A 13,307-nucleotide genomic window follows, 5' to 3' on the forward strand; every position below is an offset into this window, starting at 1 on the left:
GATGTAGTATGCCGCGCCTCGGACTACAAGACGGCCAACGTCGGGTCCGAAATGGGCTATTGAGTAGAGCTGAAGAGCTGAGCAGAGTGAGGCAAGTGATGACTGAGCGCGTTCAAGTCGGTGGCCTGCAGGTCGCCAAAGTCCTGTTCGACTTCGTAAATAACGAAGCCATCCCCGGTACCGGGATTTCTGCCGAGCAGTTCTGGGCCGGTGCCGAAAGCGTCATTAATGACCTGGCGCCGAAGAACCAAGCCCTGCTCGCCAAGCGCGATGACCTCCAGGCCAAGATCGATGCCTGGCACCAGGCGCGTGCCGGTCAGGCGCATGATGCCGTGGCGTACAAAGCCTTCCTGCAGGAAATTGGCTACCTGCTGCCAGAAGTCGCGGACTTCCAGGCCACTACCCAGAACGTCGACGAAGAAATCGCCCGCATGGCCGGCCCGCAACTGGTCGTCCCGGTGATGAACGCACGTTTCGCCCTCAACGCGTCAAACGCCCGTTGGGGCTCGCTCTACGATGCCCTGTACGGCACCGACGCAATCAGCGAAGAAGGCGGCGCCGAGAAAGGCAAGGGTTACAACAAGGTTCGCGGTGACAAGGTCATCGCCTTCGCCCGCGCCTTCCTGGATGACGCCGCCGCACTGGAAAGCGGCTCCCACGTCGACGCCACGGCCTATGCCGTGAAGAGCGGCGCGCTGGTGGTCAGCCTGAAAGACGGCAGCAGCAGCCGCCTGAAAAACGCCGCCCAGTTCATCGGTTTCCAAGGCGATGCCGCCACACCGGTGGCCGTGCTGCTGAAGAACAACGGCCTGCACTTCGAAATCCAGATCGATGCCGCAAGCCCGATCGGCCAGACCGATGCCGCTGGCGTCAAAGATGTGCTGATGGAAGCGGCGCTGACCACCATCATGGACTGCGAAGACTCCGTGGCTGCCGTCGATGCCGACGACAAGACCGTGATCTACCGCAACTGGCTCGGCCTGATGAAAGGCGACCTGGCGGAAGAAGTGGCCAAAGGCGGCTCGACCTTCACCCGCACCATGAACCCGGATCGCGTCTACAGCACCGTCGATGGCGGCGAGCTGACCCTGCACGGTCGTTCGCTGCTGTTCGTGCGTAACGTCGGCCACCTGATGACCAACCCGGCGATCCTCGATGCCCAAGGCAACGAAATTCCGGAAGGCATTCAGGACGCGTTGTTCACCAGCCTGATCGCGGTGCACAACCTCAACGGCAACACCCGCCGCAAGAACACCCGCACCGGCTCCGTGTACATCGTTAAACCGAAGATGCACGGCCCGGAAGAAGTCGCCTTCACCAGCGAAATCTTCAGCCGCGTCGAAGATGTGCTCGGTCTGCCGCGCAACACGCTGAAAGTCGGCATCATGGACGAAGAGCGGCGCACCACCGTCAACCTCAAAGCCTGCATCAAAGCAGCTGCCGAGCGCGTGGTGTTCATCAACACCGGCTTCCTCGACCGCACTGGCGACGAAATCCACACCTCGATGGAAGCGGGCGCCGTTGTGCGCAAAGCGGCCATGAAAGCCGAGAAGTGGATCAGCGCCTACGAGAACTGGAACGTCGATATCGGCCTGGCCACCGGCCTGCAAGGTCGTGCGCAGATCGGTAAAGGCATGTGGGCCATGCCCGACCTGATGGCCGGCATGCTCGAACAGAAAATCGCCCACCCGCTGGCCGGTGCCAACACCGCCTGGGTCCCGTCGCCGACTGCCGCCGCACTGCACGCGCTGCACTACCACAAGGTCGACGTGTTCGCCCGGCAGGCCGAACTGGCCAAGCGTGAGCGTGCGTCCATCGACGACATCCTCAGCATCCCGCTCGCCGCCAACACCAACTGGTCCGCCGACGAGATCCAGAACGAACTGGACAACAACTCACAGGGCATCCTCGGTTACGTGGTGCGCTGGATCGACCAGGGCGTCGGCTGCTCGAAAGTGCCGGACATCAATGACGTCGGCCTGATGGAAGACCGCGCCACCCTGCGGATTTCCAGCCAGCTGCTGGCCAACTGGCTGCGCCACGGTATCGCCAGCGAAGAGCAGATCGTCGCCAGCCTCAAGCGCATGGCTCCGGTGGTCGACCGGCAGAACGCCAACGACCCGCTGTACCGCCCGCTGGCGCCGAACTTCGACAGCAACATCGCCTTCCAGGCTGCCCTGGAATTGGTGGTCGAAGGTGCCAAACAGCCGAACGGTTACACCGAGCCGGTCCTGCACCGCCGTCGCCGCGAGTTCAAAGCCAAGAACGGCCTCTGATTCGCGATTGGTTAGATAAAAAAACCGCCCTCCGGGGCGGTTTTTTTATGCCCGGCCAAATGCAATACACCCTGTAGGAACCACCTGCCACCCACGGACGAACTAGACTTACGTCCAATGTGCCCTCGGCGTCATTGCGTCGACCATAGGCTGTCAATGAATCTGGAAGGGCGCAATGAGCAAGGCCAATGACTTCGCCCAGGCCGGCAAGGTGGCGGTGCAGCAGAACATCCACGGCTTGATGGAGTTCCTGCACAAGTTCCCGCCGTTCAACCTGATGGAAAGCGCCCACCTGGGCTACCTGCTGGAGCACTGCCAGCTGCGCTTCTATGGCGCCGGCGAGAGCATCCTGCAGCCCAACGGCGGGCCGGTGCAGCATTTCTATATCGTCAAGCAGGGGCGGGTCGTCGGCGAACGGCCGCACTCGGCCAAGGGTGGCACCGAGACGACCTTCGAGATCACCACGGGCGAGTGCTTCCCATTGGCGGCACTGCTCGGTGAACGCGCCACCCGCACCGAACACCTGGCCGCCGAAGACAGCTTCTGCCTGCTGCTGAGCAAACCGGCCTTCATCAAGCTGTTCGCCCTGTCCAACCCGTTCCGCGACTTCGCCCTGCGCGGGGTCAGCAGCCTGCTCGACCAGGTCAACCAGCAGGTGCAACTGCGTGCGGCGCAAACCCTCGGTTCGCAGTACTCGCTGGATACCCGCCTGAGCGAGCTGGCCATGCGTCAACCGGTGATCTGCGTACCCGGCACACCGATGAACCAGGCGGTTCGGTTGATGCACGAACAGCAGGTCGGCAGCATCGTCATCGTCGACCCTGCGCGGCGGCCGCTGGGGATCTTCACCTTGCGTGATCTGCGCCGCGTGGTGGCTGCCGGCGGCGGCGACCTGGGTCAGGCGATCGACCAACTGATGACGCCCGCGCCCTTTCATCTGCCGCCAGAAGCCAGCGCCTTCGACGCCGCCATCGCCATGACCGAACGGCATATCGCCCACGTCTGCCTGGTGCAGGGCGAACAACTCTGCGGGGTGGTGTCCGAGCGCGACCTGTTCTCCCTGCAACGGGTCGACCTGGTGCACCTGGCGCGCACCATCAGCCACGCCGGCAAGCTCGACACCCTGGTGGCGCTGCGCAGCGACATTCGCCAGTTGGTCGACCGCATGCTCGCCCACGGCGCCTCCTCGACGCAGATCACCCAGATCATCACCCTGCTCAACGACCACACCGTCTGCCGGGTGATCGAGCTGAGCCTGGAGGAGCTCGGCGATCCCGGCGTGCCCTTCACCTGGCTGTGCTTCGGCAGCGAGGGCCGTCGCGAGCAGACCCTGCACACCGACCAGGACAACGGCATCTTGTTCGAAGCCGCGGACGCCGCCGAGGCGGCACAGATGCGCCGCCGCCTGCTGCCTCTGGCGAGCCATATCAACCAGAGCCTGGCGCGCTGCGGCTTCAGCCTGTGCAAAGGCAACGTCATGGCCGGCAACCCGGAGCTGTGCCTGTCGCGCTCGGAATGGTCGCGGCGTTTCAGCGCTTTCATTCGCGAAGCGACGCCGGAGAACCTGCTGAGCTCCAGCATCTACTTCGACCTGCGGGCCGTCTGGGGCCCGCAGGACGGCTGCGAGCAACTGCGTCAGCAGATTCTCATCGAAGTCGCCGACAACCGTATTTTCCAGCGCCTGCTGGCCGATAACGCCTTGCGCCAAAGGCCGCCGGTCGGGCGTTTCCGCGACTTCGTGGTGAGCCGCAGTGGCAGCGAAAAGCACACCCTGGACCTCAAGGTGCAGGGCCTTACCCCCTTCGTCGATGGCGCCCGGCTTCTCGCCCTGGCCCACGGCATCAGCACCGGCAACACCTTGCAGCGCCTGCGCGAATTGATCGACCACGCGGTGATCGACCCGCTGGATGGCGCCGCCTATGAAGAGGCCTACCACTTCATTCAGCAGACCCGCATGCAACAACACCAGCAGCAGGCGCGGCAGCAGTTGCCATACTCCAATCGCCTGGACCCGGATAGCCTCAACCATCTGGATCGACGCATCCTGCGTGAATCCTTCCGCCAGGCCCAGCGCCTGCAGAGCAGCCTGGCGCTGCGTTACCAGCTATGAGCGTTTTTTCCTGGATCAGGCCTCGCGGCAGCGTGCAACTGGGCCAAGCCCTGGCCGAGCGCCGCGAGCAATTGCCGGCACCGGCGGCACTGGACAATCGGCCCCTGGCCGAACAGCGCTTCGTGGTCCTCGACCTGGAGACCAGCGGGCTGAACATGAACCGCGATGTGGTGCTGTCGATCGGCGCGGTAGTGATCGAGGACGGCGCCATCGACCTCGGCCAGCAGTTCGAATGCACCTTGCAGCAAGCCGCGCAGAAGCTCAGCCCCAGCGTGCTGATCCACGGCATCGCCCCCAGCGCCGTGGCGGCCGGGGTCGAACCGGCGCAGGGCTTGCTGGATTTCATGGCATTCGTCGGCGACAGCCCCTTGCTGGCCTTCCACGCCCCGTTCGACCAGCACATGCTCGGCCGGGCCCTGAAACATGAACTCGGCTGCCCGTTGCAACACCCGTTCTTCGATGTCGCCGAACTGGCACCGCTGCTCTGCCCCCACGTCACGATCCGCCAGGGCGGGCTGGACGACTGGACCGGACACTTCGGCCTGCAGGTGCAACAACGCCACCATGCCAGCGCCGATGCCCTGGTCACCGCCGAACTGGCGTTGATCCTGTTCAGCCGCGCCCGCCAGCAAGGGCTGGACAGCCCCCTCGCCCTCGAACAGCGCCTGGCTGGCTGGCGCCGACGCCGGCATTCCCTCTGAACCGGCGCGCGACCCCAAGCGCCAGCCTCTCGAATACGCGCAGGGTTCACTGCATAGCCGTTTCCGCCAGTCGGCGCGGATAAAACTGACCACCTGCAATTGCGGACGACAGTCGATCTCTGCGAACATATGCGAATAATTCTCGATTTCTTTCGTATCTAATCTGCTGATTAGCGGAGATTGCTGTGTCGGTTGGGGAAACCACGAATCACGCACTGGCGAGCCTGCTCTATCGCGACCATCGCGATTGGCTACTCGGCTGGCTGCGCAAAAGCCTGAGCTGCCCGCATCGCGCGGAAGACCTCAGCCAGGACACGTTCGTGCGCATCCTCAACAAACCCGACCTGCAGCAGCTGCGCGAACCGCGGGCGCTGCTGACCACCATCGCCAAGGGCCTGCTGGTCGATCACTTCCGCCGCAGTGCCCTGGAACGCGCCTACCTCGACGAACTCTCGCTGCTGCCGGAGACGGTGCATCCCGACGTCGAGGAACAGGCGCTGATGCTCGAAGCCCTGCGCGAAATCGATCGGCTGCTGGGCAAGCTGTCCAGCAAGGCCCGCGCCGCCTTCCTGCATAACCGCATCGATGGCCTCAGCCATGCACAAATCGCCGAGCGCCTCGGCGTCTCCGTGCCACGGGTACGCCAATACCTGGCCCAGGGCCTGCGCCAGTGCTACATCGCGCTCTATGGTCAACCGACATGACGCGCACAGCCGTTTGCGCGCGGGTACTCGACGAGGCCATCGGCTGGCAGCTGTGCCTCGGCTCCGGTGAGGCAAGCGCGCAGGACAAAGCCGCATTCAACCTCTGGCATGCGGCGGATACCGAACATGCGCTGGCCTGGGCCCGGCTTGCCGGCATGGACCCGCACTTCGCCGCAGCCGCCAACCCGCCGGCACGCCGTGCCCTGCTGCGCTCCGGCAGGCCGGCCAAGAGCCCTCTGCTACGCAGCGGCCTGCTCAGCCTGCTGCTGGTCGCGGCGCTCGGTCTCGGCCTGCTCAACCAGTCGCGACCGCTGGGCGACTGGCTGGCCGACGAAGCCACCGGCAGCGGCGAGCAGCGCGAACTGGAGCTGGCGGATCACTCCAAGGTTCGCCTCAATAGCCGCAGCGCCGTGGATATCGACTTCAACCCCGAACAGCGGCGGCTGTTCCTGCGCAGCGGGGAAATCCTGGTGGAAACCGCCCACGGCGATCCGCGCCCCTTTATCGTCGCCACCGCCGAGGGCGACCTCAGGGCGCTGGGCACGCGTTTTCTGGTCAAGCGCGAAGCCATGGGCACGCGCCTGATCGTGCTGCAATCGGCCGTTGCCGCGCACCCGCGCCAGGCAGAAGGCGAACGCATCATCAAAGAAGGCCAGCAGGTGCTGATGAGGGCTAATGCGCTCAGCGACAGCCAGAGCGCCGCAACCACCGCCGATGCCTGGGCGCACGGCATGCTGGTGGTGGAGAACATGCGCCTGAGCGACTTGCTGGAGCAGCTGGGCGACTACCACCGTGGCTACCTGAGCGCCGACCCGCGTGTTGCCGACCTGCGCATCAGCGGCAGCTTCCCGCTGTACAACAGCGATCTCGCCCTCGCCGCCTTGCCACCGAGCCTGCCGGTGCGCATCGAGCGGCACACCGATTGGTGGGTTCGCGTCGTACCCGCGACACCAGAACAGTAACCGCGTGAGCTGACGGAAAATATTTTCCGCCAGCCCTATCACTTTTGGTTTTTGCTTCGGCAACAGGACATTGAGACTTATTATCGCTTAGGAGATATTCCCAGTGTCCCGTCCGCTGAACCTGCTCCGCCCCAGCCTCCTGGCTGCCGCCATCACCTTCGCCGGCCCATTCACCGCCCTGGCCGAAACCTACCAGCTGCCAGCCGCACCGCTGGCCAGCACACTCAACCGCATCGCCAGCCAAGCCGGCATCGCCCTGAGCATCGACCCGAGCCTGACCTCCGGTAAGACCGCCCAGCCGGTTCAGGGCGACTACAGCGCCCTCGACGCGCTTAGCCGCGCCCTGCAAGGCAGCGGCCTGCAACTGGTACAGAGCAGCGCCGGCACCTACAGCCTGGCCCCCCTCGCACAGGGCGCAATGACCCTGCCGGACACCCGCGTGAATGCCAGTGGCAACTATGAAAGCGCCTGGGGCCCCGCCACCGGCTATCTCGCTACCCGCTCGGCCGCCGGTACTAAAACCGATACGCCGATCATCGAAATGCCCCGCTCGGTATCGGTGATTACCCGCGAGCAGATGGACGACCGCCAGACCCTGAGCCTGAACGACGCTCTGCGCTATTCCGCTGGCGTCATGAGCAGCGGCTACGGTTCCGACTCGCGCAGTGACTGGCTGAAAGTGCGCGGCTTCGTTCCGACCCAGTTTCTGGATGGCCTGCCACTTCCTGTCGGCTCCTTCGCCAACCCCAAGGTCGATCCCTGGAACCTGGAGCGCATTGCCGTACTGCGCGGCCCGTCCTCCTCGGTTTATGGGCAAACACCACCTGGCGGGATGCTGGACATGGTCAGCCGTCGGCCGCAAGCCGAAAGCAGCCATGAGCTCGAGCTGCAGGCGGGCAGCAACGAACACCAGCAGATCAACTTCGACAGCACGGGCGCGATCGACGATGACGGCCGTTTCGAGTATCGCCTCAGCGGCGTGGTGCGCGACAGCAATACGCCTATCGACCACATCCCGGACAAGCGCTACAACCTCGCGCCGAGCCTGACCTGGAACCTCGACGACGACACCCACCTGACCTTCCTGTCGCAGTACACCCGCGACGATACCGGGATCACCGGTCAGTTCCTGCCGCTGCAAGGCACCAAGGTCGATTCGCCTTTCGGCAACATTTCCCACCACAAGAACCTCGGCGAGCCGGACTGGGATTTCTACGACCGCACCTACTACGCACTGGGCTACGCCTTCGATCATCGTTTCAATGATGTCTGGCAGTTCCGCCAGAACCTGCGTTACACCAAGAGTGACCTGGAGTTCCAAGCCGTGAACGTCTCCACGTTCAACACGGTCGACGCTAACGGCAACGTCAGCCGCGAATCGGGCATCGTCAACGAAGACATCAGCCAGTTTGCCGTGGACAACAATTTCCAGGCCGACTTCCAGACCGGAGCACTGACCCATACCCTGCTGCTCGGCTTCGATCACCAGCGTTCCAATACCAACTACCAGTGGCTGTACGGCTTTGGCGTCCCCTCGATCAACGTCAACAACCCGGTGTATGGTCAGGACCTCTCCGGCGTCGGCTATTTCGCCCTGCAGGATTACAACCAGAAAACCCGCCAGACCGGCCTCTATGTTCAGGACCAGATCGCCCTCGACAACTGGCGCCTGACCCTCGGCGGGCGGGAAGACTGGGTGCACACCGGCACAACGTTCTACAACCAGGCCGACGCCACCAATACCCAGCGCGACGCGGCCTTTAGCGGCAACGCCGGGCTCAGCTACGTGTTCGACAATGGCGTCACCCCCTACCTGTCCTACACCGAGTCTTTCCAGCCATCCATGGGCGCAACGGTCAGTAGCACCGACTCGTTCAAGCCGACCGAAGGCCGGCAGTACGAACTGGGCATCAAGTATCAGCCGCCGGGTAGCGAAACCCTGCTGACTGCGGCCGTGTATGACCTGAGCCAGAAGAACGTCAGCGTCAGCCAGGGCGGCATCACCACTCAGACCGGCGAGCTCGAACTGCGCGGCCTGGAGCTGGAAGCCACTTCCGACGTCAGCAAAAACCTCAAGCTGCTGGCTTCCTACGCCTACACCGATTCGGAAATCGTCAAAGGCCTGCCGGCGGAAAAGGGCAACCGCATGCAGCAAATCCCACGCAACCAGGCTACCGCCTGGGCCGATTACACCTGGCACAGCGGCCTGCTCGATGGCTTCGGCATCGGCGCCGGCGTGCGCTATGTCGGCGACACCTACGGCAACACCACCAACACCGATCTCGGCCATGTCGGCTCGTACAGTGTTTATGACGCCTCCGTGCACTACGACCTCGGCCGTCTGAGCAATGGCCTCAAGGGCGCCTCGGTGGCGGTCGACGCGAAGAACCTCTTCAACAAGGACTACCTATCCACCTGCGACGGCTACTGGTGCTACTACGGCGACGAACGCAACGTGGTCGCCAGCGTGAACTACAAGTGGTAATTCGCCGAGCGTGATTGCGGCAAAAAAGGCCACTCGATACGAGTGGCCCTTGGCATGTGGATAGCCCATGAAAAGCATCACCATCCGCCGCTGGTCCTGGGTGCATACCTGGACCAGCCTGATCAGCACCCTGTTCCTGCTGATGCTGGCCCTGACCGGCCTGCCGCTGATCTTCCACCACGAAATCGACCACCTGCTCGGTGACGCGCCGCAGCTGCGCGAGTTGCCGGCCGGCACGCCACAATTGGACCTGCAACAGTTGGTGCAGGCCGCCGAACACCATCGCCCCGGCGAAGTGGTGCAGTACCTCGGCTGGGAGGAGGACGAACCCAACGGCGTGGTCACCATCATGGCCGCCACCGCCGGTACCGAACCCAACTCGTCGCACACCTTCATGCTCGATGCGCGCAGCGGCGAGGCGCTGGAAATGCCCTCGGCCAACGGCGGCTTGATGCTGCTCATCCTGCGCCTGCACGTGGACATGTTCGCCGGGCTGGCGGGCAAGCTGCTGCTGGCGTTCATGGGCGTCCTCTTCGTCCTGGCGATCGTTTCCGGCGCGGTGCTCTATGCGCCGTTCATGCGCCGATTGGAATTCGGCACGGTGCGCCAGCAGCGTTCGCGGCGTACCCGCTGGCTCGACCTGCACAATCTGATCGGCATCGTCACCCTGACTTGGGCGCTGGTGGTCGGCGCTACCGGGGTGATCAGCGCCACCGCCGACCTGCTGATCGCCGCCTGGCGCAACGACAGCCTGACGCGCATGGTCGAACCCTACCGTGAGGCGCCGCCGCTGACCCTGCGCGCACCGGCCAGCGAGCTGCTGCAGATTGCCGCCGCCGCCACGCCGGGCATGCAGGCGGACTTCATCGCCTTTCCCGGCACACGCTTCTCCAGCGCGCACCACTATGCCGTGTTCATGAAAGGCAGCACGCACCTCACCTCGCACCTGTGGACACCGGTATTGATCGACGCACAAACCCTGCACGTCACCGCCATCGGCACCCGGCCCTGGTACATGGATGCGCTGGCCATGTCCCAGCCGCTGCACTTCGGCGACTACGGCGGCCTGCCGATGAAAATCCTCTGGGCGGCGCTCGATCTGCTGACCATCATCGTGCTCGGCAGCGGCCTGTATCTCTGGTGGGTACGCCGGCGGGCAGCGCCCCGCGTCACACCCGCCACGGCCGGGGCGCAAGAATGAAGCGCCGCCACGGTTCACGGCGGCGCACATTCGGCATGCCGGCCCTGTTGGCGCTGCTGACAGCCGGCGGGCTGCTCAGCGCCCTGCTCGGTGACGGCGGCTGGGATGCGGCAGCCTGGGGCGGCCTGGGCCTGCCGACACTCTTGGCCGTGCGCCCATTCCTGCGCCTCTCGCCCCGTACGGACAAGCCGGGCGTTTGACACTGGCCATGGCTGGGTAGAGGCGGCTTTTCAGCGAAAGTCCGCGAGCCATGACACACTTTTGCTGCGCTCACACACGCCGGACGAGGCCGAGATAAATCAACGCCAGGGGCTGCTCGCAGGCCGTGACGCTGCTAGGCTGGAGCCCGCCCAGCCAGAGAGGAACGCCCCATGTCCAGCCCCACCATGACCCTTTTCCACTCCGCCAGCTCGCCCTTCGTGCGCAAGGTGATGGTGCTTCTGCATGAGACCGGCCAGCTCGATCGCGTGGCGTTGCAGAGCGTGACACTGAGCCCGACCAGCCCGAACGCGGAAGTGAATGCCAGCAATCCGGCGGGCAAGATTCCCGCCCTGCTGCTGGCCGATGGCAACCTGCTGCACGACAGCCGGGTGATCTTCGACTACCTCGACCAGCAACATGTCGGCGAAACGCTGATCCCCCGCGAAGGCAGTGCGCGCTGGCGGCGCCTGACCCTGGCCTCGCTGGCCGATGCGATTCTCGATGCCGCCGTGCTGATCCGCTACGAAACCTTCCTGCGCCCGGCGGACAAACAATGGGACCTTTGGCTCGCCGCGCAACAGGACAAGATCAACCGTGCCCTGCGCCAGTTCGAAGAGCAGGCCATCGCCGAACTGAGCAGCCATTTCGATGTAGCCGCCATCGGTGTCGCCTGCGCCCTGGGCTACCTGGACTTGCGCCAACCGGAACTGGGCTGGCGCAGCCAACACCCGCAACTGGCCGGCTGGTACGCCGAAGTCAGCCAACGACCGTCGATGCAGGCCACCCAGCCGCCGGTTTGAGCACCGGCGAAACGCGCGCCACGGGTTGGCGCGCCGGCACTGGCTGCCTGCTTGGGCACGGAAACAGCTGAGCGATGCGCGCCGCCAGCAACGCACCGCACGCGGCATCCTCGCGCAAGCCGAGATGGCCGCTCATCGCCAGTACCAGAGGCGGAAACCGCCCGCCGCCAGCAACAGCGCGAACTGTCCGAGCGCCGCGCACATCTGCAGGAACGAGCTCACTGAAGGGTTGCTGCGGGCGCCGACGACACCCGTCAACCCTTGCCAGAAGCTGTCCGGCAGTATCAGCAACGCAGCACTGGCAAGGGGCTTGCCGGTCAACAGCCAAAGATCGATCACAGCAAAGTTCCCAGCGAACATCAGGCCGCCGAGAATCAACACCGACACCACCATACCCAGGGCGAAACAGGCGGAAAATTGCAGCAGTACGCGCATAACCAATATTCCTGAAAAGGGGCGCGGCGGCACCGCGCCACGCTCGATCAAAGGCTCGATTCGGGAGCGGTCGTGGTGGCCTTGCCGACGCCATACCAGTCCAGCTTGCGGGTCAGCACCATCACACAGGCGAGCAGGCCGAAGACCAGCAAGGAGCCCATCAGCAGCGCGTAGTCCTCAGCGCTGAGCAAGCCGTAGAGCAGCCCGTAAAGCGCCGCCAGCCCGAGGGTAAAACCGCCGCCGCGCAACCAGCTGTGCAGCACATGACTGACGTAAAAACCGACCAGCAGAACGCAGGCGGCAGCCGAAAGGCCATAGGCCAAGGCGAATTCCAGGTGCTCGGAGAGCGACAGCAGCAACAGGTAGAAGAACGCCAGCGCCAACCCCACCAGGCCGTACTGCACCGGGTGCACGGCCAGGCGTTTGAGCACTTCGACCAGGAAGAAACCGGCGAAGGTCAGGCTGATGAACAGCAGCGCGTATTTGATCGCGCGGTCGGTCTTCAGGTACTGGTCCACCGGGTCGACGAAGCTGACACCGAACACCCGCGCATTAAAGGCTTGGCACTCGGAGTTGAAGACACACTCGCCCACGGCCTCTTCCATGTTGGTGGCGAAGAAACTGGTCTGCCATTTGGCCTTGAAGCCCTCGGCGCTGATCTCGCGCTCGGTGGGCAGGAACTCGCCGATAAAGCTCGGATGCGGCCAGCTGGAAGTCAGCTCGACCTGGCTGTCGCGGCCGATCGGCGTGACGCTCAGGCTGCTGGTGCCTTGCAGTTTGAGGTCGAAGGCGAAATCCAGTTGCTGCTCGGCGCCGGCCGTCAGTTTCGGCAGCGGCACATGCACGCCATTGGGCAGCAAGGCGTCGCCACTGCCCGGCTCGAAGTTCAGGCTCTGGCCGTTCAGGCGCAGTTTCAGCGCATTGTTGATGCCGCGGATATCGCTGATGCCGACCGCCAGGAACGGCTGCTCGAATCGATAGTCCTGCAGGTCCTCGTCGATGCCGTAGTGGGCTGGCAGCAGGAACTGCCCGCTGATCTGGTTATCGCTCTTGTACAACCGCGCCTTGTAGATACCACGCGCCCGCAGTTCGGTGCTCACCGCCCCGTTCAGGACAAAGCGCTCGGGCAGGATATAAATGCGACTGCGTATTTCACTTTCTTCGAGGTAACGCTGGCCGGTTTTTTCGTGGGTTTTCCACTCGCGCACGGTCTTGCGGTACGGCACCACCAGGATCGGCCCGGTGAGCTGCTGGCTGTAGCTGGAGCTGTGGGCGATGTTTTCCAGCACGCCATCGCGGGCGGACTGACGCTCGTCGATCAGGCCGTCGATCATCAGCAGTGGAATCATCAGCAATACGATCAGCAGGGCGATGGCGCCCAATTTGATGCCCAGGGTTCGGTTCATCTCGACTCTCCTTGTGGATTGGATGG

At 64.1% G+C, this 13,307-nt stretch carries 11 protein-coding genes; 9 read left to right on the forward strand and 2 right to left on the reverse strand.

Annotated elements, in window-relative coordinates; translation table 11 throughout:
* Positions 1–98 precede the first annotated feature (98 nt).
* The 9 genes from AC3IYG_RS20450 to AC3IYG_RS20490 all read left to right on the forward strand — a co-directional run bounded on the left by AC3IYG_RS20450 (position 99) and on the right by AC3IYG_RS20490 (position 11,440).
* Entirely contained in the window at positions 99–2,276 is a 2,178-nt protein-coding gene (locus tag AC3IYG_RS20450) for a malate synthase G (protein ID WP_489311307.1), read from the forward strand.
* 175 nt (positions 2,277–2,451) lie between these two features.
* Positions 2,452–4,386: a putative nucleotidyltransferase substrate binding domain-containing protein gene (locus AC3IYG_RS20455; RefSeq protein WP_489311308.1), complete on the forward strand. Its 1,935-nt coding sequence runs from the start codon at positions 2,452–2,454 to the stop codon at positions 4,384–4,386.
* Positions 4,383–5,087, forward strand: a complete 705-nt coding sequence (locus AC3IYG_RS20460; protein ID WP_489311309.1) for a 3'-5' exonuclease — start codon at positions 4,383–4,385, stop codon at positions 5,085–5,087. The genes AC3IYG_RS20455 and AC3IYG_RS20460 overlap by 4 nt, the downstream gene beginning before the upstream one ends.
* Before the next feature lie 179 nt (positions 5,088–5,266).
* Positions 5,267–5,791 (forward strand): RNA polymerase sigma factor, encoded by a 525-nt coding sequence (locus AC3IYG_RS20465; protein WP_489313971.1) that lies wholly within the window; start codon positions 5,267–5,269, stop codon positions 5,789–5,791.
* A complete protein-coding gene (locus tag AC3IYG_RS20470; protein ID WP_489311310.1) occupies positions 5,788–6,753 on the forward strand; it encodes a FecR family protein in 966 nt (321 codons plus the stop codon). The genes AC3IYG_RS20465 and AC3IYG_RS20470 overlap by 4 nt, the downstream gene beginning before the upstream one ends.
* A gap of 103 nt (positions 6,754–6,856) precedes the next feature.
* Positions 6,857–9,238 (forward strand): TonB-dependent siderophore receptor, encoded by a 2,382-nt coding sequence (locus tag AC3IYG_RS20475; RefSeq protein WP_489311311.1) that lies wholly within the window; start codon positions 6,857–6,859, stop codon positions 9,236–9,238.
* A 67-nt stretch (positions 9,239–9,305) separates the two neighbouring features.
* Entirely contained in the window at positions 9,306–10,439 is a 1,134-nt protein-coding gene (locus AC3IYG_RS20480) for a PepSY-associated TM helix domain-containing protein (protein WP_489311312.1), read from the forward strand.
* Positions 10,436–10,639: a hypothetical protein gene (locus AC3IYG_RS20485; RefSeq protein ID WP_489311313.1), complete on the forward strand. Its 204-nt coding sequence runs from the start codon at positions 10,436–10,438 to the stop codon at positions 10,637–10,639. The genes AC3IYG_RS20480 and AC3IYG_RS20485 overlap by 4 nt, the downstream gene beginning before the upstream one ends.
* A gap of 171 nt (positions 10,640–10,810) precedes the next feature.
* Entirely contained in the window at positions 10,811–11,440 is a 630-nt protein-coding gene (locus tag AC3IYG_RS20490) for a glutathione S-transferase (protein WP_489311314.1), read from the forward strand.
* A gap of 132 nt (positions 11,441–11,572) precedes the next feature.
* Here AC3IYG_RS20490 and AC3IYG_RS20495 read toward each other — a convergent pair whose 3' ends face one another.
* Both AC3IYG_RS20495 and creD read right to left on the reverse strand, forming a co-directional pair.
* Positions 11,573–11,875, reverse strand: coding sequence for a hypothetical protein (locus AC3IYG_RS20495; RefSeq protein WP_489313972.1), 303 nt, complete (start codon positions 11,873–11,875; stop codon positions 11,573–11,575).
* Positions 11,876–11,922: 47 nt separating this feature from the next.
* Positions 11,923–13,281 carry a cell envelope integrity protein CreD gene (creD, locus tag AC3IYG_RS20500; protein WP_489311315.1) on the reverse strand — a complete coding sequence of 453 codons (1,359 nt, stop codon included), beginning with the start codon at positions 13,279–13,281 and terminating at the stop codon, positions 11,923–11,925.
* Positions 13,282–13,307: the final 26 nt, after the last annotated feature.

The organism is Pseudomonas sp. KH_027, from assembly GCF_057838565.1.